General features: G+C 66.0%; 18 protein-coding genes, 1 tRNA gene and 1 pseudogene. 4 read left to right on the top strand and 16 right to left on the bottom strand.

From position 1 onward, the window contains the following. Window positions 1-423 precede the first annotated feature (423 nt). The 4 genes from Q8K99_13360 (at window position 424) to Q8K99_13375 (ending at window position 4,461) form a co-directional block, all read left to right on the top strand. Window positions 424-1,758: a citrate/2-methylcitrate synthase gene (locus Q8K99_13360; protein MDP2183540.1), complete on the top strand. Its 1,335-nt coding sequence runs from the start codon at window positions 424-426 to the stop codon at window positions 1,756-1,758. Window positions 1,759-1,783: 25 nt separating this feature from the next. After that, window positions 1,784-2,302 (top strand): flavodoxin, encoded by a 519-nt coding sequence (locus Q8K99_13365; protein ID MDP2183541.1) that lies wholly within the window; start codon window positions 1,784-1,786, stop codon window positions 2,300-2,302. Window positions 2,303-2,462: 160 nt separating this feature from the next. Further along, the gene (locus Q8K99_13370) at window positions 2,463-3,806 is read left to right on the top strand and encodes a HAMP domain-containing sensor histidine kinase (GenBank protein MDP2183542.1); all 1,344 of its coding nucleotides are present in this window, start codon (window positions 2,463-2,465) and stop codon (window positions 3,804-3,806) included. A 109-nt stretch (window positions 3,807-3,915) separates the two neighbouring features. After that, window positions 3,916-4,461: an ACT domain-containing protein gene (locus tag Q8K99_13375; GenBank protein ID MDP2183543.1), complete on the top strand. Its 546-nt coding sequence runs from the start codon at window positions 3,916-3,918 to the stop codon at window positions 4,459-4,461. A 17-nt stretch (window positions 4,462-4,478) separates the two neighbouring features. Here Q8K99_13375 and selA read toward each other — a convergent pair whose 3' ends face one another. The 16 genes and pseudogenes from selA to Q8K99_13455 form a co-directional block, all read right to left on the bottom strand. After that, on the bottom strand, window positions 4,479-5,873 hold the full coding sequence (gene selA, locus Q8K99_13380) for an L-seryl-tRNA(Sec) selenium transferase (protein ID MDP2183544.1): 1,395 nt from the start codon (window positions 5,871-5,873) through the stop codon (window positions 4,479-4,481). A 56-nt stretch (window positions 5,874-5,929) separates the two neighbouring features. Continuing rightward, window positions 5,930-6,268, bottom strand: a complete 339-nt coding sequence (gene yedF / locus Q8K99_13385) for a sulfurtransferase-like selenium metabolism protein YedF (protein MDP2183545.1) — start codon at window positions 6,266-6,268, stop codon at window positions 5,930-5,932. Between the two features lies 1 nt (window position 6,269). Further along, window positions 6,270-7,250 (bottom strand): annotated as a pseudogene (gene selD / locus Q8K99_13390) (selenide, water dikinase SelD). An 89-nt stretch (window positions 7,251-7,339) separates the two neighbouring features. After that, entirely contained in the window at window positions 7,340-8,707 is a 1,368-nt protein-coding gene (locus tag Q8K99_13395; GenBank protein ID MDP2183546.1) for a bifunctional diguanylate cyclase/phosphodiesterase, read from the bottom strand. A gap of 69 nt (window positions 8,708-8,776) precedes the next feature. Beyond that, complete coding sequence (locus Q8K99_13400; protein MDP2183547.1) at window positions 8,777-10,804, bottom strand: cellulase family glycosylhydrolase; 2,028 nt, start codon at window positions 10,802-10,804, stop codon at window positions 8,777-8,779. Window positions 10,805-10,807: 3 nt separating this feature from the next. Further along, window positions 10,808-11,971 (bottom strand): tetratricopeptide repeat protein, encoded by a 1,164-nt coding sequence (locus Q8K99_13405; GenBank protein ID MDP2183548.1) that lies wholly within the window; start codon window positions 11,969-11,971, stop codon window positions 10,808-10,810. Further along, window positions 11,971-12,624 carry a cobalamin-dependent protein gene (locus tag Q8K99_13410; GenBank protein MDP2183549.1) on the bottom strand — a complete coding sequence of 218 codons (654 nt, stop codon included), beginning with the start codon at window positions 12,622-12,624 and terminating at the stop codon, window positions 11,971-11,973. The genes Q8K99_13405 and Q8K99_13410 overlap by 1 nt, the downstream gene beginning before the upstream one ends. 121 nt (window positions 12,625-12,745) lie before the next feature. After that, window positions 12,746-12,832, bottom strand: a tRNA-Leu gene (locus tag Q8K99_13415). A gap of 66 nt (window positions 12,833-12,898) precedes the next feature. Then, the gene (locus tag Q8K99_13420) at window positions 12,899-13,849 is read right to left on the bottom strand and encodes a Ppx/GppA phosphatase family protein (GenBank protein ID MDP2183550.1); all 951 of its coding nucleotides are present in this window, start codon (window positions 13,847-13,849) and stop codon (window positions 12,899-12,901) included. Continuing rightward, the gene (locus tag Q8K99_13425) at window positions 13,849-14,388 is read right to left on the bottom strand and encodes a DUF501 domain-containing protein (GenBank protein MDP2183551.1); all 540 of its coding nucleotides are present in this window, start codon (window positions 14,386-14,388) and stop codon (window positions 13,849-13,851) included. Before Q8K99_13425 ends, Q8K99_13420 begins: the two co-directional genes overlap by 1 nt. Beyond that, window positions 14,385-14,909, bottom strand: coding sequence for a septum formation initiator family protein (locus Q8K99_13430; GenBank protein MDP2183552.1), 525 nt, complete (start codon window positions 14,907-14,909; stop codon window positions 14,385-14,387). The genes Q8K99_13425 and Q8K99_13430 overlap by 4 nt, the downstream gene beginning before the upstream one ends. 137 nt (window positions 14,910-15,046) lie before the next feature. Next, on the bottom strand, window positions 15,047-16,456 hold the full coding sequence (gene pyk, locus Q8K99_13435; GenBank protein MDP2183553.1) for a pyruvate kinase: 1,410 nt from the start codon (window positions 16,454-16,456) through the stop codon (window positions 15,047-15,049). Between the two features lie 32 nt (window positions 16,457-16,488). Next, on the bottom strand, window positions 16,489-17,391 hold the full coding sequence (locus Q8K99_13440) for a class I SAM-dependent methyltransferase (protein ID MDP2183554.1): 903 nt from the start codon (window positions 17,389-17,391) through the stop codon (window positions 16,489-16,491). 25 nt (window positions 17,392-17,416) lie between these two features. Continuing rightward, entirely contained in the window at window positions 17,417-18,700 is a 1,284-nt protein-coding gene (gene eno / locus Q8K99_13445) for a phosphopyruvate hydratase (protein MDP2183555.1), read from the bottom strand. A 56-nt stretch (window positions 18,701-18,756) separates the two neighbouring features. Beyond that, complete coding sequence (mazG, locus tag Q8K99_13450) at window positions 18,757-20,178, bottom strand: nucleoside triphosphate pyrophosphohydrolase (protein MDP2183556.1); 1,422 nt, start codon at window positions 20,176-20,178, stop codon at window positions 18,757-18,759. A gap of 28 nt (window positions 20,179-20,206) precedes the next feature. Further along, the gene (locus tag Q8K99_13455; GenBank protein ID MDP2183557.1) at window positions 20,207-21,187 is read right to left on the bottom strand and encodes a peptidylprolyl isomerase; all 981 of its coding nucleotides are present in this window, start codon (window positions 21,185-21,187) and stop codon (window positions 20,207-20,209) included. Window positions 21,188-21,198 lie beyond the last annotated feature (11 nt).

Raw genomic sequence — 21,198 nt, forward strand, 5'->3', positions numbered from 1 at the left:
GCACAGCGTGTCCAATATCTTGCCCTTCTCCTTCTTCATCGCCCGCCGGTACTCCTCGGCGAGCTTCCGTGTCACCGCATGCTTCTCCGCCATCGTCAAAGGCACCTTGCTTGCGCCTCCTCGTCGTCGATCGGCCTGACGACTGCGACGCTACACTTTTCGACGACATCTTTACGTGAGGCAACGAATCGGCTTGGACGACATTTCTGGTGAGGCAACTCGCCCCATCCCAAAATCCCGCAAACTCAGGTACTCTTGACTTGCCGCCACTGTGAGCAATCGAGCGCCTAGCGCTTCTTGAAACGACGCTTCAGACTCCTCGAACGCCGAGGGCATCACGGAAGGATGACCGACTTGAGTCCCACTCCCAACCCCCGCGCCGCACAGCGAAAGACCAAAGCCACCGCGGCTGATGACGCGACACTGGCCCGTTGGAGCCGCCTGGCCGAGGCCAGCAGCAGCCTCGACCCCGAGCTCTACTCCAAACACGACGTCAAGCGCGGGCTGCGCGACGTCAGTGGCCGGGGCGTGCTCGCCGGCCTGACGCAAATCGGCGACGTCGTCGGCTCTGCCCCCGGCCCTGACGGACAGCCCGCGCCCGTTCCCGGACAGTTGATCTACCGCGGTATCAACATCACCGATCTCGTCGACGGCTTCGTTGCCGAAGAACGCCTCGGCTACGAAGAGACGTGCTACCTGGTCCTCTTTGGCAAACTGCCCAACCGCAAGGAGCTGCAGCTCTTCCAGGAACACCTCGCTTCCCAGCGCAAGCTGCCGCGCAGCTTCGTCTACGACGCGATTCTCAGGATGCCGAGCCGCGACATCATGAACGCGATGGCACGCAGCGTCCTGTCGCTGTACGTCCTGGACAAGCGTCCCGACGACACGTCCGTCGAGAACATCCTGCGCCAGAGCATCCAGTTGATCTCAACCTTCCCCATGCTCGCCGTCTACGCCTACCAGACCTACGCGGACGAGTACCTGCGCAAGGGCCTCGTCATCCATCGCCCGGTCGCGCACCTTTCGACAGCCGAGAACATCCTGCACATGCTCCGGCCCAACAGCCGCTACACGCCTCTGGAAGCCCAGGTGCTCGACCTGGCCCTCGTGCTGCAGGCAGAGCACGGCGGCGGCAACAACTCGTCGTTCACGGCGCACGTCGTATCGTCGAGCGGCACCGACACCTATGCCACCGTCGCCGCAGCGCTCGGCTCGCTGAAGGGCCCCCGCCACGGCGGCGCCAACCTCAAAGTCGTCCAGATGTTCGAAGACATCCAGGCAACGGTACAGGACTGGAAGGACGACGACGAGATTGAAGACTACCTGGTCAGGCTCTTGAACAAGCAGGCCTTCGACCAGACCGGTCTCGTCTACGGCATGGGTCATCCGGTCTATTCGATCTCCGACCCACGCACGCTCATCCTCCGCGAGTTCGCCGAGGTCCTCGCCAAAGAGAAGGGCCTGTCCGAGGAATTCCAGCTGCAGGCGAAGGTAGAGATGCTGGCCCCGGCCGTCATCGGCAAGAAGCGGACGGTCTACAAAGGCGTCAGCGCGAACGTGGACTTCTACTCCGGGTTCGTCTACCGGATGCTGGGAATCCCGCAGGAGCTGTTCACGCCGCTGTTCGCGATCTCACGCATCGTAGGCTGGAGTGCGCACCGCATCGAGGAGATGTCGAACGCCAGCAAGATCATCCGGCCGGCGTACAAGAGCGTGGCATCCAAGAGCGAGTACGTCGCCTTGAAGAACCGCCGCTAGGTCCCGACGGATCGGGGGAACCGGGATGAAGGCCGTCGTCGTGTACGAGTCGCTGTGGGGCAATACCGCCGCGGTAGCACGTGCGATCGCCGAAGGCATAGGACCCGACGCGCGTGCCCTCTCTACGGCAGAGGGCACACCCGAGACGATGTCCGATGCCGACCTGGTCGTGGCGGGCGCGCCTATCCTTGGCTTCAACCTGCCCACGGAAAGCATGCGCTCGAGCATCGGCAAGGATCCCCGACACGCAGCCCAGTCCCCGCCAGACCTTTCGCATCCCTCGATGCGCGCATGGCTTGGCAGTCTTCCCGCGGGCCATGGTCTAGGAGCCGCATTCGAGACGCGCATCTGGTGGTCACCCGGCAGCTCGGCGAGGAGGATCGACGCCTCGCTGACGCGAGCCGGCTACTCACGGGCCACCGCCCCTCAACGATTCATCGTCACGGGTGCCTACGGGCCCCTGAAGGACGGCGAGATCGAGCGCGCTCGCTCGTGGGGAAGGGACCTCGCTGCGGCCGTCACCCCTGAGGCATCGACCGCTTAGGACCCCATGTCACCGTCTGGCGATTGCGTTGTGCCCAGGAACGCCTTCTCTCGCCCGTTGGTCGGGTACTTGCTACCTCACGGACGGTTCGATGCCGAACTGACTAGTGGAACAGAATCGCAGCACATCCCGACCCGACGGAGCTCAGAACAGGCCCACCATGCCCCACTCAACGGAGTCTCCTGCAACTGATGAGTTCTCCTCTCACCCCAATCCCCGTATGGCCGCTGAGTCGAGGGTGCAAGCCACGAAACGTCGGCTCACGGCCTGGGTCGCAGGCGGAATGGCGATTGCAGGCCTTGCCGCGATGCCGCTCCTCATCTTCGGTCCTTCAGTCGGCCTGCCGCCGAGTCCCATCGGGGTGCTTTGGACGGTGGCACTCTTCATCTTCGCGCAGGCATGTGCATTCGTGCTGGCAAGCGTCCCGGGGCGCATTGTGGCAGCCACGCTGCTGTCGGCCGGACTCCTCACCGCCGTTCCCGTGGCCTTCCCCTTTCTCATGCCCGACAACCAGACATTCGCGGTCCCCACGCTCATGTTCGCGTCGATTCCCGTGCTCCTCGTGGCCATTGTCCTTGGCTCGAAGTGGGCGCTCGCCGCAGCGTCGCTCGCTGCAGTTGGCCTGCTGGCTCTCGCGCCGTGGCTGGTTGCGAAGGGAGCTGCGGAGCACCTTGTCGCACCTACAGTCATGCTCGTCATCCTGACGATCATCTCGGTCTCCGTGGCTCAGACCGAGTCGCGCCTGCAGACACTGACCGATCAGCGGGCCCGGGAGCTTGAAGACACCAACGCCGAGCTGGTACGAGCGGCACGGGTCAAGAGCGAGTTCCTTTCGAACATGAGCCACGAGCTGCGAACCCCGCTCAACTCGATCATCGGGTTCTCGGGAACGCTCTTTGGCGAACTCGCGGGACCCATAACCGAGGAACAGCGCATCCAGCTCTCGATGATCGACAACTCCGGTCGCCATTTGCTCGAGCTCATCAACGGCCTGCTCGATTTCTCGCGCATCGAGGCGGAAGCGCCGGAGCTCACGATCGACGACGTGGATCTTCAAGCGCTGTGCCAGAATGCGCTGAACATGGTGCGCCCGATGGCCGACGCGAAGGGCCTGACCCTCGAGTCCTCGTACTCCGACTCGGTCGCGCGAGTACGGACCGACCCGACGCGGCTCACCCAAATTCTCCTGAACCTTCTCGCCAACGCGGTCAAGTTCACGGACAGCGGATCGGTTCGCCTGGACGTCTCCAGATTAGGTCCCGAGTGCGTGTTGTCCGTGAGCGATACCGGCTGCGGCTTCCCGGAGGTCGAACGCGAGCGCATCTTCGAGCCCTTCTACCAGGTGAGGCCACTCGAAGGCGGCAAGACCAGCGGCACGGGGCTCGGGCTCAGCGTGTCGCACCAACTCGCCGGGGCACTCGGCGCGCGGCTTGAGGCAGAAAGCACCCCCGACGAAGGCTCGACATTCCGCCTCCTTCTTCCCGTAGAGGGCCCTCCCCGGTAGCCCGTGCTTCGCGTTGCCCGTCGCGACCGAGCCCACAGACTACCCCTGCGAATCACGCGCGAAACCGCTAGGATAGGCGGGGAAGTCCTACTGGGAGGGGCACCGTCAGATGCGCGCCAACATCGTGTTCACGCTCACCGGCCCGGACAGGGTCGGCATCGTCGAAGAGGTCACCGGCGCTCTCCTGGAAGCAGACGCCAATGTGGAGACAAGCCGCATGGCCCGCCTGGGCGGTGAGTTCGCGATTCTCATGTTGCTCACTGTGCCCGAAGCAAGACGAGACGAGGTGGAATCCGCCCTCGCCTACCTTGGCGAGCAGGGGTACACGATCACGACCAGGCCTGCCGGCAAGGCGGTAGGTCAGATCCCGGCGGATCGACACACCCACAAGATCCTGGTCGAGGGAGCTGATCACGAGGGCATCATCCATGAGATCGCCCAGGGTCTGTCCCAACGTGGAATCAACATCGAGTCCATGGAAACAGGAACCACACGCGCGCCCGTGAGCGGAACGCCGCTGTTCACGATGACCGCACTCGTGGCTGTCCCTCCGGAGGTCGACGCCACAGATTGGTGCGATGCGGTGGTATCTGCCGGTCAGTTGGCCAACGTGGACGTCACCATCTCGCCCGCGGACTCTCCGGGTCAGGGGTAGCGCGCCGACTCCGGTCGCTACGCACCCACGGCAGCTGCAAGAGCAGCTGCCACTATCTCACCCTCACCCGGCAGCAGTGTGCGCGCATCTAGCAGCAGGCGGTCCTCGGCGATGCGCGCGACCACGCAGGGCTCGCCGAGACGCAACCGCGACTCGAGCTCCACGACACCGATCTCGCGCGGCGTGATTGCGACGACGACCGTGGGGATGTCGGCGGTCGGCAGTGCTCCCCCGCCTGCGCGCGAGGCGCCATCGGCGAGCTCGACCCCAAGCCGCTCGCCGCATGCCGCCGCGATGGCGCCCGCGAGCGCGCCCGCGCGCTCGCGGACCTCGGACACCGGCGCGGAGAGCATCGCCAGCGTCGGAATGTCTCGGGCCGCCCGCGCCGGGTCCAGGTACGCGCGCAGCGTAACCTCGAGGGCAGCGAGCGTCATCTTGTCGAGCCGCAGCGCGCGCGCCATCGGGTGCGCCTTCAGCCGCGAGATGATGTCGTGGCGTCCCGCGAGAAGGCCGGCCTGCGGCCCGCCCAGCAGCTTGTCGCCAGAGCACGACACGAGTGCCGCCCCCTGCGCGATCGACTCGCCCACCGTGGGCTCGTAGGGAAGCCCCCACTTGCGCAAATCGACGAGCACGCCGCTCCCCTGGTCCTCGAATACCGGAATGCCGTGCGGAGCGCCGAGCTCCACGAGCTGGCCGAGCGTGACCTCCTCAGTGAAGCCGACCACTCGGAAGTTGCTGGAATGCACTTTGAGAAGCAGGCGCGTCTCGGGCGTGATCGCCACTTCGTAGTCGCGCAGGTGCGTCTTGTTCGTGGTCCCGACCTCGACCATCTTCGCTCCGGACTCCGCCATGATGTCGGGGATACGGAACGACCCGCCGATCTCCACGAGCTGCCCGCGGGAAACGATCGCCTCTCCCCCGCGCGCGAGCGCCGCGATGCCGAGCATGACGGCGGCGGCGTTGTTGTTGACGGCCATGGCAGCCTCAGCGCCGGTGAGTCTGCAGATGAGCCCCTCCACATGCACGTGGCGCGACCCCCGCTCCCCGCCCTCGATGTCGTACTCGAGCGTCGAGTAGCCCGAGGCTATCTCGGCGACCGCGGCGGTAGCCTCGGCGGAAAGCACCGACCGGCCAAGGTTAGTGTGCACGATGACCCCGGTCGCATTCACCACGCGCCGCAGCGACCTCTGCGCCTTGAGCGCGAGCAGCGCGATCGCCTCGCGCACGAGGGTCTCCTCGGCCAGGTCGATCTCGTGTCCGGCGAGTACGCGGGCGCGCGCGGACTCAATCGTCTCGCGCAGCGCATCGAGCACGAGTTGGCGCGGATGCGCCTCAAGTGCGGCTGTGACCAGCGGGTGTTTGAGCGCCTCGTCGACCTTGGGCAGACGGCGCAGGGTTTCCTGGATGTCCATGGTGCGATTCTACCGCGTACGTCGGGGTCGGCGCATCGCCGGTCAGGCGGCCACGACTAGCCGATCGTCACGATGTCGTCATCGCCGAGCACGGCCTCGACCGTGCCGGGCATCGTACCCACCTCGCCGACAGCGAGCCTGTCGGCGAGGCCCAGGAAGTCAAGGCACGTCCCGCAAGCTTCGACAACGACGCCGTTCTCGGCCAGAAGGCGCAGGTCGTCAAGTGATTCCGAGTCCTCGCACGCGAGGCGCACGCCGCCGTTGGCGAGCGTGACCGCCGCAGGCCTGTCGGCGCTGCGCGCGACCGAGTAGATGAAGTTGCGCATCAGCGCGCGACCGAGTTCGTCGTCGCCGCAGCCGATGGTGTCGCTCGTGATGAGCAGCCGCTTCGCCACGTCAGTCCCCCTCTACTACGACGATCCGGCCCGGATCGCCCGCTTCCATCCGTCCCACGCACGAACCCGTCTCCCCGCGCGACGCCAGCTCGCCAAGGAGCGCCTCGACCCGCTCGGGCGCGACGGCCATGAGCAGTCCACCGCTCGTCTGCGGGTCGGCGAGCACGCCCTTCCACGCATCGTCGGCCGGGCCCCAGTCAACGTCAGCGTCGAGCGACGCTATCACGTCCTCGGTCCGCCCCGGTCGAACGCCCTGCCGCGAGTACTCGAGCGAGCCCTCGAACACGGGCACCTCGCGCAGTATGACGCGCGCCGACACACCCGACCCGCGCGCCATCTCGCGCAAATGGCCAAGGAGCCCGAACCCGGTCACATCGGTTGCCGCGTTCACGCCTACCGCGAGCATGGCATCGGCGGCGGCCAGGTTGAGACGCGCCATCGACTCGATGACCTCGCGGAGCGAGTCCTCGGTCTCGAGATCTCGCTTGAGCGCCGTGTTCAGCACGCCCACGCCGATGCTCTTCGTGAGCACGAGCTCATCCCCCGCCTGCGCGCCCACGTTGCGCACCACGCGATCGGGATCAGCGGTCCCCATCACCGAAAGGCCGTACTTGGGCTCCACATCGTCGATCGTGTGCCCCCCCACGATGACGACTCCCGCCTCGGCACATGTATCCGCGCCCCCGCGCAGGACCTCGGCGATGACCGCCGCGTCCATGTTGCACGGCCAGGCGAGAAGGTTCATCGCCGTGAGGGGTTTGCCGCCCATCGCATAGATGTCGGACAGCGCGTTGGCCGCCGTGATGCGTCCGAAGTCATACGGGTCGTCCACCATGGGCGTGAAGAAGTCCACAGTGAGCAGAACGGCAGTGTCGCCAAGGAGATACACCGCGGCGTCGTCGGACGTCTCGAAGCCCACCATCAGGGCATCAGACTCTCCGGGTTTCAGCGTACCGAGAACGGCCTTGAGGTCCTCCGGACCCCATTTGGCCGCTCAACCGGCTTTGCTGGACAGCTGTGTGAGACGCACGTGGTCCACTGCGCGGCCGGCCTTTCTCGAAGATCGGGGGTCTAGAGTGACTTCAGGTGCTCGAACGACTCATCGGACGGGAACGGGTCGACGGGCAGGCTGAAGAGGAAGCCTTGCCCGTACTGCACACCCATCTCTCGCAGGGTCTTCAGCTCCTCGACTGTCTCGATTCCCTCGGCGACGAGGTTCACGCCTATCTTGTCAGCGAAGCTCACGAGACTCCCCATGAGACTCGCTCGAACCTCGTCGCTGTCGCACCCACGAACGAGTGAGAGATCGATCTTGAGCCACTCGGGGTGCACTTCGGCAAGGCACTGGAGCGAGCCGTATCCGGCGCCCGCATCATCGACGGCGACATGGAACCCGAGCGCCCGAAGATACTCAAGGGTCGAGCGGAACGCGGGGAAATCGGTGATCGCGCTTCGCTCTGTGATCTCGAGGACGATCCGGTCCGGAGTGATGTGAGACTGCGCGAGCAGCGAGGTCGTCATGATCTCGCGCAGTTCGGGGTCGGCGACCGCGTCGGGCTCGATGTTGAGGAAGAGCAGCCGTCCGGCAGGCATGCTTTCGGCAGCCTCAAGCGCCTTCTTGCGGCACAGCCGCTCGAGCCGCAAGACGAGGTCGGCATCGTAGGCGATCTTGAAGAGCTTGTCGGGGCGTTCGAACTCGCTGCCCTCGGGCCCGCGAGAGAGGGCCTCGTAGCCGATGATCTCCATCGTGTGGATATCGAGCAGCGGGTGCACCACGGTGCGAACCGCCCCGTCGGCGATGATTTCGCGAAGCGCCTCACAGCGCGCGTCGGCGTCCTGCGCCTCACGGTTGCCCGAGTCGGAGAGAGCCTGGTCCAATCCTTCATGTACGAGGCGCTCAAGACGCGTGTTCTCGACGAACGCGATCGTGGAAGCGCCGACGTAGCATCCGAACTTGCGGAACAGGGCCGTCTCCATCTTGGTGGATAGCTCCTCGCGCACACTGTCCTCGACCTTGCGCACGATCATCTGCCGCGCATCCGGGTCCATCTTCACACTGTTGCGCGGTGGCGAGAGCACCACGACGAATGCATTGCCCGAGATCATGAGCTCGGCCACGATGTCGGAGTCACGCAAGACGGTGCCCGTGATGCGCTCGAGCGCGCCCGCTACCTCGCGCATAACGTCGTCAAAGACCTTCCAGCCGTAGATCTCCTCGATCTTGGAGTAGCGCACGACGTTGACGGCAAGCAGAGACACCTCGCCGCGCTCCTCGAGCAGCATCTGGATGCGGGGAAACAGCAGTGGGGTCGTGGGCAGACCTGTGACGGGATCGAAGAGCAGCTTGCGAATCTCCGGGTGTGCCTCGATCGCCTCGGCGAACTCGAGCCAGGACTCAAGCAGGAAGCTGTGCGTCCCAGAGTTGGACGAGTGGTCCATGGAGTTCTCCCCGTCGAATGGTGGTCTCCTTCGGCACGAGTCTACCATCACCTGCGCCAAGACGAGACTCTACGCGTATGTGAGTCTCAACCCGACCGCGCCGCCTGCATCGAGCGGAACGCCGAAAGAGACGCCGGAAACGCTGACCGGCGCCCCTCCACGCACGTCGGATATCGCGGAGACAGTGCGGTCGAAACTGAGGCCCGCAGTGAGCTTGACCGGGGAGTGGTTGAGAAGGAGGACGATATCGTCGGCCTCCCCGGCAAAGAGCGCCACCTCGACGGACGGTTGATCGCACTCGGCAGGCGCGCCGCAGCCCGCTGCCCGGGCCACCGCTCCGTACACCGTGCGAAGCATCGCGCTCACAGGTCCCGGTGTCGCCCACGGATCTCCCTGGGCGATCGCGCGCTCGACGGGAAGTGCCACGTACACGGCACGTCCTTGGCCAAACTGGTTCATGGTCAGAAGCGGGCTGCCTTTGGCATCGGTCGCAACGACCGTAGCGCCGCTGGCGCCAAGCAACGCGAACCCGGGCACCTCGAGCGCCACGTCGAAAGCGGCCAGCGGGCCAAGGACGTCCGGCTGCGCTACCCGGCAACTGATCTCGTCACGACCGCCTCCGTCGCCAAGGAATTCGATGCCGAAGAGCTCCCGCACCGCCGGGTGGGCCTCAGTGCCGCCGTAGGACAGCACGAGCGAGCCGCCGCCTTGGACGAATGCCCCAAGCCGCTCCCAGGTAGAGTCCTCAAGGTTGGCCACCGAGGGGACCACGAGCACGCTGTATGCGCCGAACTCGTCGCTCTCGCGGGCGACCGTCACCGGCAAATGCGCCTCCTTGGCGGCGATGTACGCCTGGAGACACGCACGGGCATCGTACAGGCCCGCAAGGTTCGGCAGCGGCGCGTAGCGCTCGGAGGGAATCATGATCGCGGTGCGCTCCTGCAAGAGCGAGTAGCGACGCAGGTCCACCCGAGCGGCGACTCGCGAGAACGCCGCGACCTCGCCGTAGGCCGCCTTCGGGGTTCCGTCGGCGTCGACGACACCCAGCAGGACCTCGAAGGGGTCGCGGAAGTACGGCTCGCGGCGCTCGGTGTCGAGATCGCGGAAGCGTCGCAGCATCACCCCGGCAGCCCGGTTCATGAGTCCCGAGTACAGCGCTCCGCGGACGTGGGAGGCCTCCTCGGCATGGGACTGGTCAAGCGAGAGCACGCCCACGTCGTCGAGCAACACGGGGAGATTCCGTGCGGCCGATCGCAGCAGGAAGGAGTCGAGATAGGTGGAGGGCCCGGTGGACAGCGGACCTTCGGCGGCGTAGGCCCGGTATGCCGAGGTCACATGGCTGACCGCGATCTCGCAAGCGTCGATCGCGCCGCGCGGGTCCACGCCGGTATGGCGATAGAGCGCCTCCGGATCGACCGAGATCATGATCGGCCGGTCCGGATCGACCTCGCGCACCGCATCGCGCATCGTCGAGACCCACGCCTCGAGCGCGGCAGCGGACCCAAAGCCCGAGCAAAACGCCTCGTTGGTCAGGTCCCACGCGAAGACGGCCGCGTCGGAGCGAAAGCGATTGACGACCTTCTGGACCAGCGCCACTTCGCGCTGGATCAGGTAGCTGTCGGTGCGTGGGTCGCGCTTCTTGCCCCACGGCACATCGAGAAGTTCGGCAAGGCGGTCATCGGCGAAGAAGCACACGATGACCTGCAGCTTGTGGGTGCGGGCACTGTCGATGAGCACCTGCAGCCGCTCCACCGCATCCTCGTTGTACTGGCCGACCTGCGGCTCGATCACCTTCCAGGAGACGTAGAGCCGCACGAGTGCCATACGCGCCTCGTGCATAGCGGCGAAGTCCTCGTCGGGATCGCGAGCGTACCAGTCGCCCCAGCTTTGTGTTTCCGCGTCGAGCGGATAGTAGTTCGCGCCGACCGGGAACAGCGCGTTGCGGCGTGGCGTCTTGCCCGGAGGGGTCGGCTGAGCGGCCTCCACCGTGGGCTTGACGACCGGTTCCGCCTTCTTGGGGGCGGCAGCCTTCACCGGCTCCTCGGCGAACTGCTTGCGAGTGGTGCGACGGTCCTGCGATCCCTTGCGGGTCGGCATCCTCTACGACCTCCCCTCGGTGAACGAGTCGTAGAGCTGCCAGAACAGGCCCTGCCTGCGCGTATCGTGATATGCCGCCCGGCGGATCTCCCAGATCGCCTCGGCGTGACGCCCCTCGGTAAGAAGCACCGCCGCGAGCCCGAAGCGCGCGCGTACGCACGAGGGATCGAGCGCGATCGCGGTCGAGTACGCCTCGGCCGCCTGCGAATACCGCTGCAGGCCAAGGAGCGCCTCTGCGTACAGCACGTGCGGCATCGGCTGCTTGGGGACAGCACGCGCCAGCGCGGCGAACACCCGGGCCGCACTGCGGGCGAGCCCGGAGCGCTTGGAAAACGACACGCCCAGGCAGTAGACCGCGGTCGGGGTGCGCGTGGAGATCGACAGCGCGCGCAGCGAGCACGCCATGGCCTCGTTGACGGCCTCCTGCTTCAGATAGAGGTATGCAGCCAGACCGAGCGCATCCGCATCTTCGGGATCCTCGTCGAGCACGAGACGGATGAGATCGGCCGCCGCGAAGAAGTCCTCCTCGTAGGCGAGGGCGCCCGCGGCATCCAGGCGCGCCTTGCGACTGGCCGGGACCTCGGCCGGATCGGGTGCGGGGTTGCCGTCGTCGTATATGCCGGCGAGCGCAAAGAACAGGTCGTCCTGGCTCGGATCGAGCTCTCCCGCCTTGCGGAATCCAGGAAGGGCGGTGGACATGCCTTCCTTCTGGAGCGCGGCAACCGCCAGGTTGTACATCGCACGCGCCTCACTCGGGCTCAGTTCGAGCGCCCGGCGCCAAGCTTCGATCGCCTCATCGTCAAAGGCCGCCGAGGAGAACGCCTCCCCCAGCTGGACATGGGCGGTAACGAGGTCGGGCTCGACCTCGGCCAGCTCGTGCCAGACCAGGATCGACTGGTCCCACATCCCGCCGCGACGGTCGTACGCAAGTCCGAGCGCGAGGAACGCAGGCGAGCACGATGGGTCTATCTCGATCGCGCGCGACGCGTACGTGATGGCCTCGTCGTAGAAGTCGCCGGCAAGCATGAGTTCGGCAAGCAGGCAGTGGACCCGCGGGTCGCGCTCGTCGATGCGGAGCGCCTGGAAGCACGCGTCCACGGCAGGCTGCACGTGACCCTGGCGGGCGAGGCCTTCGGCAAGCGCGATCTGCTGGGAGCGCTCGGCCACTACGCACCCCCCAGCTTGTCTCGAGCGATTCGGGCGACGAGCTTGAGCGCGCTCTCGGCACCACGCACCACTCCGTTGGCGCCGACCTCCTTGGCGAGACCGGTGTCGGCGACGAAAGGTCCGCCGCACGCGAGCATGATGACACCCTCGTGTCCGGCGGTCTCGAACATCTCGCGAACGCGCGCTACCGCGCGGGCAGTGGCGATCATCTCGGCACAGACGATGACGAGTCGCGAGCCGGTCTCTTCGAGCCGCTCGAGAAACTCGGCCGGACGAACGTCCACACCAAGGTCGACGACACGATGACCGGCGTCCTTCAGCGCAGCGCCGATGATGTTCTTGGAGATGCTGTGGTGGTCGCGATGCATCGAGCCGATGAGCACGGTCACGCCCGTGTCCTGCGCTGTTGCCGGCGGCGTCACGAATGACGTGATCTGCTCGGCCACGACCGACGCCTGCGTGAAGGTGTACTCGTCGATGGCACCCGATGCCCACGCGCCGCCGAGGAGCGACATCGCCGGCGCGAACAGCTGGTCGAACAGGTCGACCTGGGCTACCCCCGATGACCGCGCCTTCTCGATAACACCGATCGCGCTGGCCGGGTCCTGGCTCACGAACGCCTGATAGAGGCGCGCTGCAGCGTCATCTGCCACAGGCGGCACACCTCCCGGCTGTCCCCGTCGAGTCAGCTGTCACGTCTTTGGCCATCCTGTCATCTCTGAGGGCGAGCGGGCACGCGAACTCCCGCGATGCTTCCCGCCGCCGCGACTCTTCTGGTAGCGGTGGTGGGAGTCGAACCCACACGGCCCGTGGGCCAGGGGCTTTTAAGGCCCCCTCCTGTACCAATTCGGATACACCGCCCCGCTGCTTGACACCCGACATGGAACTTATCGGCCCAATCGTGCCCGAACGCAGCATCACGGCCGCTCATTGGCGCTGTCCGAAGGTGTCGAGCAGTATCCCATACAGTATGTCGTGCTCGCTGACGCGCGTCGAATCCAATCCTGCCAAGGAGAGCGCGGTTGCCAGGATGATCGTGCCGGCCACGATGACCGGCGCCCGCCCCGGATGGAGGCCGGGGACCTGCATACGCTCGGCGAGCGGCAGCGATGACAACATGTCGACCATCTCCGAGAGGTCCGACCCCGCTAGCATCGATCCGTGCACCAGCGCGGAATCGTACTCCGCGAGCCCCATTTGGATGGCCGAAAGCGTCGTCGCCGTTCCCGCCAAGGAGATCATCGCGCTTGCACGCTCGCGCGCAGCATCGAAGAAGGGGCGGATCTCCGATACGGCGTATGCCCACGCCTCGTCGAGCTCGGCCGGTGCCGGTGGGTCCGAGCGCAGGAACATCTCGGTGAGCCGGCGCGAACCGACGTCGACCGAACGAGCCTGCTCGACTTGAGCCGAACGTACACCACCTCGCACGCGTGAATCGCCCAAGATGAGCTCGGTCGATCCGCCGCCGACGTCGACAACGAGTAGCCCTTTGCCCGGGAACGAGTAGGCAGCCCCCTCGAATGAGAGGCTCGCCTCGCGGTCCCCGGACACGATCTCGGGTCGCACGCCCGCGGCTTCAAGCCGTCCCAGAAACTCCTCGCCGTTGGCGGCATCACGTGACGCGGACGTGGCGATGGCGCGATGCGCCTCGACGCCGAGCTCGCCCATGCGCGCTGCGTAGCGGGCCATCACGTCTGCAACGCGGTCCATTGCCTCGTCCGAAAGCCGCCCGGTGACGGTCAGCCCCTCGCCAACGTGCGTGATGTCGGTCGAGCGCTCGACCTCCACGATCGCATCACGGGACACGTCGGCGACGAGCAGCCGGACGGTCACGGTGCCGATATCGATCGCCGCAAGGCGGCGTGTTTCCTCGGCCATCAGGGTCCCCACTCTTCGCCAGCCGTCCCGACGAGAGACGCGCACCGGTCGTCGGGACACTCAGCATCTATCTGCCCAAGGACGGCCTCCCCTATCGGATCGGCGATTCCCGCGAGAAACGCCGCGACATGCGCATGCAGGCATTTGATCGCAAGCGGGTCTCTTTGTCCGGCGATGCCTACCGGCGAGCAAGGGTCCGTCCCTGCCAGGGAGCGGCGGAAGCGGTACTCCGCATCAGCATCGCGCATTGCGCCGGCCCGGACAGGGTCTGCAGCGAGCCTTCGCGTCCACGCCGCCACTTCGCCCGAGGACTCCAGCGCCCCGACACGCTCGACCAGCCAGGGGCAAGTGAGCCAGTACAGGGTCGGGAACGGTGTTCCGTCGTCAAGCAGAGGCGACGACGAGATGACACTCGGGCGGCCGAATCCGCAGCGGACATATGTGGACCAGGGGCCGCGCGGGGCGCGTCCGACCTGCGCTTCCACGAGCGCCCCATCGCGAGCGTCGGCGCCTGTGCTCGGCGCGTGCAGATCGATCACTCCCCGACGCCGAACAGCACGTCCAGCACCCGCGGCCATATCCCGTCGCGGGTCGCAGTGGCCTTCGCCGGCGTATCCGGGTCCAGCGTCGGTGTCGCCTCTTCGCCGTCCATGACGACGTACAGGTTCTCGCCTTGCTTCACCAGGCCGAGGCTCTCGCGTGCGACCTGCTCTACCCCTTCCGGCGTCTTGAGCCGATCGACCTGGGCCCGGAGTTTCTGGTTGCGTTCCTGGAGTCCCTCGAGTTCCGTCTCGAGCCGGGCTTTCTCGCGCTGCTCGCGGTATTGGACCTTCGCAACCGGGTAGTACGACCACACCGCCACTGCAAGCAGCGCGACAACGACGAGGGGAGCAAGAACGACCCGCCGGCGGCGGATCTGTGCCTTCGTGGGACGGGACCGACGCGCAGGTGTGGCGGGCTTGGATGTGCGGGAGCGTGCCGAGGACGACCGCGCCCGAGACCCGGTGGTCTGGCGCGATCTCGCTGTAGCCCCTTGCCGCGTAGCTCTCTTCGGTGCCATGACCAGAAGACGTCCTGTGTGAAGGCCAGCGATGTGTGGGGAGACAAGCGTCTCCTCCGCGGCGATAGTACCACATCGCAGAGACGATTTCACCTCGATGTAAGGTCGAGGTCTAGGTAGTTGGGCCACGCTGGCGGCTACGCCCGGGGCACCTCGCGCACGAGGATCAGATCGGTACCCCCGGGAACCCCGCGGGCTACACCAGCGGTCACGGCCACCTTCTCGCCGGCGGCCACCGCACCGGCGTCCCGCACTGCGGCGAGCAGCGACTGGAGCGTGTTGTCCTCGGCAGGCGCGACCGGAGCCACGACGGAGCGTACGCCCCAGACCACGGCAAGCCGACGGGCCACCACTTCGGACGGCGTGACGGCAACGACCGGTGCGCCGGGCCGGTTTCGCGCCACCGCCAGTGCGGTCGCACCTGATTGCGTTGCGGTCACGATGGCAGAAAGCCCCAGGTCATCGGCGAGTTCGCACGCCGCGGCGCTGACGGCGCGGGTGACATCGGTGAGCGCCGAGGTGCGCCTGCGATCGCTCCCGCGCCCGCTCAGAGACTCCTCGGCGGCTGCGGAGATTCGCGCCATCGTCTCGACGCTCTTCACAGGATAGGAACCGATCGCGGTCTCGGCCGAGAGCATGACCGCGTCGACCCGGTCGAAGATGGCATTGGCCACGTCCGACGCCTCGGCCCTTGTGGGCCTCGGCGACGTCGTCATCGACTCGAGCATCTGGGTCGCGACAATCACCGGTGTGCCGGAGTCTCTGCACGCATCGATGATGCGACGCTGCAGAACGGGAACCTCCTCCGGAGATGTCTCCACGCCCAGGTCACCACGCGCCACCATCACGACGTCGGCGGTGGCGACTATCGCCGCGATCTCATCGGCCGCCTCGTGCTTCTCGATCTTGGCGACGATGGGCACGGGCGAAGCGCCCATGAGCTCACGGAGCCGGGAGACGTCATCGGCACTGCGCACGAAGGACTGTGCGATGAGGTCCACGCCGACCTCGAGGCCCCAGGCCAGCACCTCGCGGTCGTAGCCGGTTATCGCGTCTATGCCGAGGTGCACGCCTGGGACGTTGACGCCCTTGTGGCTGGAAAGCGCGCCACCAACGACAACGTCGGTCTGCACCGCGCCGTCACCGAGGCCGGACACACGCAGCTCGATGCGGCCGTCGTCGAGCATGATGCGGTCTCCGATGCTCAGATCGTCCACAAGCCCGGCGTATGTCATGCACGCCCGGTGACTGTCGCCGGTGCACTCTCCGGGCAGCAGCTCGAAGCAGTGGCCGGGCTCGAGGGAGGTTCCTGCGGCCATAGCTCCGACGCGCATCTTGGGTCCCGGCAGGTCCAGCATGACCGCCACGTGCGCGCCCGCCCTGCCTGCAGCCTCCCTGACGGCGACAAGCCTCGCCCCCAGCTCGGAGATATCCGCGTGCGAAGCGTTGAGTCTGGCGACATCGACTCCGCCGGCGATGAGAGCATCGAGTGTGGCGGGGGCGTCACTCGCCGGACCGATGGTGGCGACGATCTTGGTGCGCCTCACGCCCTCCCCCTCTCGTTCGCGCAGTCCAAGCCCTATTCTTGCCCGCTTCTTGGGAGACGAACCATCTGGATCGCGTCGCCCTGACGGCGCACGGTCAGCTCCTCGCGAGCGAGCCTGTGAACAGCTGTTCTCAGGTTGCCGTATAGCCGCTCGACCCCGCGCGGATCGGTGACGACAAGCACGGCCCGGTCACCACCTGTGAGCACGTAGCGAACCAGCCGGGTCGCCGCACCTCGCGGCGAGGGGAAGGGCACGGTCATCTCGCGCGCATCGCGCGCCCATTCCTCCGGAGGTTCGATTCGCGGGGTCCACCGATTGACGTCCGCGACCAAGATGATCGCCCTCTTGCGTTTGGCGGGGTCGGCTTCCATGCTCGTGACGATGTGCAGGCGCACATCGAAGCCCTGGATCGCAGCGCCGCGGGCGAGGTAGGCCCAGTCCATGGTGCCGTCGTCGTCCAGGAGCATGACGACTTTGTCGGTCACACGCACGGCCAGCTCGGTGAGCAGGCGCGACAGCCCCATTCCGCGCCGGGGGGTGAAAGTCACAACCGCGAGGTCGTAGCGTTCGCCGTGAAGCAGATCCTCCACCATGCCCTGCCTGATGGTGAGCTTCGGCGAATCGGCTACGTCGCTCTCGAGCAGCCGCCGCAGCATGCCCGAAGACGGTTCGAGCGCGGTCACGCTTCCCGCGCGCTGCAGAAGCGGCCTCGTGAGCAGACCGGTCGCGGCACCTACTTCGAGGACGGCGCTGCCTTCCGGGACTTCGTCGAGCAGGGCGCTGACAAGGCGTGGGAAGACCCGCTCGGAGCCGAAGTCGATATCGTAGTTGTTCGCCAGCAGCTCACGCCTGGCAAGTGCGCCATCGAGGGGGACTCCGTAGGCATATGGGGCATCATCGGAATCGATTTCGCCTTGTGAGCCATCCCTGTTCATATGACCGGAGAATCTCCTGTCTCGGCTAGCTGATGTTGTAGAACGCGTCCATACCCGGGTAGACAGCGGAGTCGCACAGCTCCTCTTCGATTCGGATGAGCTGGTTGTACTTCGCGACACGATCGGAGCGCGCCGGAGCTCCGGTCTTGATCTGCCCCGCGTTCACCGCCACCGCGATGTCGGCGATGGTCGTGTCCTCGGTCTCTCCCGACCTGTGGGAGATCACGCACGTGTACCCCGCGCGCTTTGCCATCTCGACACACTCGAGCGTCTCCGTGAGCGACCCGATCTGGTTGACCTTGATGAGTATCGAGTTCGCCACACCCATGCTGATACCCTTACCCAACCGCTCTGTGTTCGTGACGAAGAGATCGTCGCCAACGAGCTGCACCTTGTCGCCCAGCCTGTCGGTCAACATCTTCCAGCCGTCCCAGTCCTCCTCGGCCATGCCGTCCTCGAGGGAGACGATCGGGTAGCGCTCCACAAGGTCCGCCCAGAAATCGACCATCTGTGCCGAGGTGAGCTTGCGGCCCTCGCCGGCCAGATTGTACAGGCCGTCCTCGTAGATCTCGGTCGTGGCCGGGTCGAGCGCGAAACGCACCTGCTCGCCGAGGACATAGCCGGCCTTCTCGACAGCGCTGGAGATGACCTGCAGCGCCTCTTCGTTGCTGCCGAGGTTCGGCGCAAAACCGCCCTCATCGCCAACGCCCGTGCCCAGGCCGCGATCGTGCAGGACGCCCTTGAGCGTGTGGTAGATCTCGGTGCACCAACGCAGCCCTTCGACAAAGGTCGATGCGCCGATCGGCATGATCATGAACTCCTGGAGGTCGACGTTGTTGTCGGCGTGCGCGCCGCCGTTGAGGATGTTCATCATCGGGACCGGCAGCATGTGCGCGTTCGCGCCGCCGATGTAGGAGTAGAGCGTCAACTCCGTGGACTCGGCGGCGGCGCGGGCCACGGCCAGTGACACACCGAGTATGGCGTTCGCGCCGAGCTTGGCTTTGTTGGGCGTGCCGTCGAGCGCCAGCATCGTCGAGTCAATCAAGCGCTGGTCGGTCGCATCGAGACCGAGTACCTCGGGGGCGATGATCTCGTTGACGTTCTCGACCGCCTGTCTGACCCCCTTGCCGAGGTAGCGTGCGCTGTCGCCATCGCGCAACTCCACGGCCTCGAAGGCACCCGTGGAAGCCCCGCTCGGGACCGCGGCACGACCGAAGCTGCCATCGTCGAGCATGACTTCGACCTCGACGGTCGGGTTTCCCCGGGAATCCAGGATCTCGCGCGCAAAGACATCGGTTATGTAGCTCATCGGTGCCCAGTCCTCCTTCTGCCGGCCCTGCGGGTGTTCCGCAGGTTCGCGGCGGGTCAGCTCGTTTCCTTCTCCTTGGCAGACTGCCAGAGCTGCTCCATCGCACCCAGGTCAAGATCGGCGATGGCGCTCCCCTGCTCCGCAGCGCTGCCCTCCATGTCGTTCCAGCGGCGTACGAACTTGTCGCACGTGCCGCGCAAAGCCTCTTCGGCGTCGATCCCGTGCTTGCGGGCTATGTTCACGAGCGTGAAGAGGAGGTCGCCGATCTCCTCGGCGGCGTTCGGGGAACCGGGCTCGGCAGCCTGAAGCTCCTCGACCTCCTCATGGAACTTGTCCCACACCTCGTCGACGGTCTCCCATTCGAAGCCCACGCCCACGACGCGGCGCGAGATCTTCTCCGCGCGCACGAGGGCCGGCAGAGCATGCGGGATACCGTCGAGCAGGCTCGCCCGCTCCTTCTCGCCGGCCTTGATGGCGTCCCATTTCGCATGGCCTTGAGCTGGCGTTTCGGCGATCGCGCCCGCAAAGACGTGCGGGTGACGGCGACGGATCTTGTCCACGATGCGCGCGACCACGTCATCTACCGTGAAGTCGCCATCATCAGCGGCGATCTGGGAGTGCAGCACGACCTGCAGCAGCACGTCGCCGAGTTCCTCGGCCAGCTCTCCCGGGTCTCCGGACTCTATGGCGTCCACCGCCTCGTAGGCCTCTTCGAGCATGTGTCGGCGCAGGGACATGTGGTTCTGCGCCTTGTCCCAGGGGCAGCCGTCCGGGCCGCGCAGCACCGAGATCAGCCGCACGAGCTCGTCGAAGCCGACCGGAGTCCCAAGGCGCGACGGTGAGACATATACCGCCGCATCCTCCCCGGTCTCCGCCTCGGCCAAGGACACCACCGTGTGCAGCGACAACGTGAAGAGGTCCTCACAGGTGTCCGCAAGGATGACGCTGTGATCCCCGGGATAGATCGCGGAAAGGCGCTGCGACGCCTTGCGTGCAAGAACGCGGTTGCGCACTCCCGTGACGATCAGATGCGAATCTCGCTGTCCTATCCGGGGGTCGAGGCTTTGCACGTCGACGATGTCGAGATCGGCGGTGAGGTCGATATCGAACGCCATCAGGATGACCTGCAGCGGCGAGAGCGCCGGGTAGATGTCGACCGGACCGCGAGAGCGTGTGAGCAGTCCCGCGAGCAGGCCCTCGCGCAGGAACGGGTAGCCGGCGGTCGCATAGACGACATCGGTCTCCTCGGCCAGGCCAAGGAGACCGTCGACGATTCTGTCGATCGGCAGGTCAGCGGACAGCCCAAGATCGGCAAGGGAGCAGTAGGACTCCACGCCGGCGGCGGTGAGCGCCCGTGCCGTGGCACCCTCGTCGACAGGGACAACGACCCTGCCCGCCTGGAGCACTCGTCGGGCCGTTATCTCCGGCAGTGGCACGTCAGCCTCGTGCGGGAGGCCGACGATCGCTATCGAGCCCACCGATCCCCCTCGCGTCGCGTGCTGTGCGCTACTTGGCCGTCGAGGTCGCGTCCTGCGCCTCCGGCGCTGCCTGCAGCTCGGGGATCAGGATCTCGATGTCAGCCTTCGCGCGCTGATCGTCGAGGAACTTCTGATACGCGTCGGCATTGCGCTGCTGGACGATGATCTGCTCGATCTGGTCCTTGACCTCGTCGATCGGCTTCTGGCGGTTCTCGCGCTTCTCGATGAGCTTGATGATGTGGTAGCCGAAGGTGGTCTTGACGAGCCCGGACATCTCATCTGCCTTGAGCTTCTGCGCGGCGGCTTCGAACTCGGGCACGTACGGCGTCGTCGGCCAGCCAAGGTCGCCGCCCTTCTCCGCCGACACAGGATCCTTCGAATACTGCTTGGCCAAGGACGCGAAGTTGCCGCCTCCCTTGAGCTCCTTCAGGACCTTCTCTGCGGTCGCCTTGTCGCTCTCCTCGAAGAGGATGTGCGCGGCATGCACTGCAGCCTTCTCCTCGAACTGCGACGCGTTGGCCTTGTAGTACTCCTCGATCTCCTTCTCCGTGACAGGCGTATCGGCCGAGATTTGCTTGATGAGCTCCTCGGTCAAAAGCTGGTCGCGGACCTGCTCCTTGAGGGTGTCCTCGGTCATACCGGCCTGGTCGAGAGCCTGGGTGAACTGCTCCGGGCTCTGGAAGTTCTCCTTGAGTGTGTCGATCTGCTTCTGCACGTCCGAGTCGGAGATCTTGATCCCCTTCTCCTCGGCGGCCTGACGGATCAGCACGTTGTTGATCATGTTGTCGAGAAGGCGCTGCTGGAAGTCGAGTAGGCGCCCTTCCGCGTCCGGCCCTGTGAACATGTCCGGATACTGCTCCTTGAGCTTCTCGATCTGGACATCGAGGTCGGACCTCTTGATGACCTCACCGTTGACCTTTGCGGCAACGTCCTTGCTGGAACAGCCCGTCACGGCGAGCACAAGGCTTGTGGCAAGCAACAGGGCAACGACAACACGAAACGTTCTCATCGATCCTCCCA

Source organism: Actinomycetota bacterium (assembly GCA_030682655.1).
Classification (GTDB): Bacteria; Actinomycetota; Coriobacteriia; order Anaerosomatales; family JAUXNU01; genus JAUXNU01.

Excerpts from the sequence above, each read along its gene's own strand:
- Q8K99_13455 (MDP2183557.1), bottom strand. The coding sequence starts at position 21,187 with ATGAGAACGTTTCGTGTTGTCGTTGCCCTGTTGCTTGCCACAAGCCTT.
- Q8K99_13400 (MDP2183547.1), bottom strand. The coding sequence starts at position 10,804 with ATGCCGACCCGCAAGGGATCGCAGGACCGTCGCACCACTCGCAAGCAG.
- Q8K99_13365 (MDP2183541.1), top strand. The coding sequence starts at position 1,784 with ATGAAGGCCGTCGTCGTGTACGAGTCGCTGTGGGGCAATACCGCCGCG.
- Q8K99_13430 (MDP2183552.1), bottom strand. The coding sequence starts at position 14,909 with ATGGCACCGAAGAGAGCTACGCGGCAAGGGGCTACAGCGAGATCGCGC.
- eno (MDP2183555.1), bottom strand. The coding sequence starts at position 18,700 with ATGAGCTACATAACCGATGTCTTTGCGCGCGAGATCCTGGATTCCCGG.
- selA (MDP2183544.1), bottom strand. The coding sequence starts at position 5,873 with ATGGACATCCAGGAAACCCTGCGCCGTCTGCCCAAGGTCGACGAGGCG.
- Q8K99_13395 (MDP2183546.1), bottom strand. The coding sequence starts at position 8,707 with ATGGACCACTCGTCCAACTCTGGGACGCACAGCTTCCTGCTTGAGTCC.
- Q8K99_13420 (MDP2183550.1), bottom strand. The coding sequence starts at position 13,849 with ATGGCCGAGGAAACACGCCGCCTTGCGGCGATCGATATCGGCACCGTG.
- Q8K99_13375 (MDP2183543.1), top strand. The coding sequence starts at position 3,916 with ATGCGCGCCAACATCGTGTTCACGCTCACCGGCCCGGACAGGGTCGGC.
- Q8K99_13440 (MDP2183554.1), bottom strand. The coding sequence starts at position 17,391 with ATGAACAGGGATGGCTCACAAGGCGAAATCGATTCCGATGATGCCCCA.
- Q8K99_13370 (MDP2183542.1), top strand. The coding sequence starts at position 2,463 with ATGCCCCACTCAACGGAGTCTCCTGCAACTGATGAGTTCTCCTCTCAC.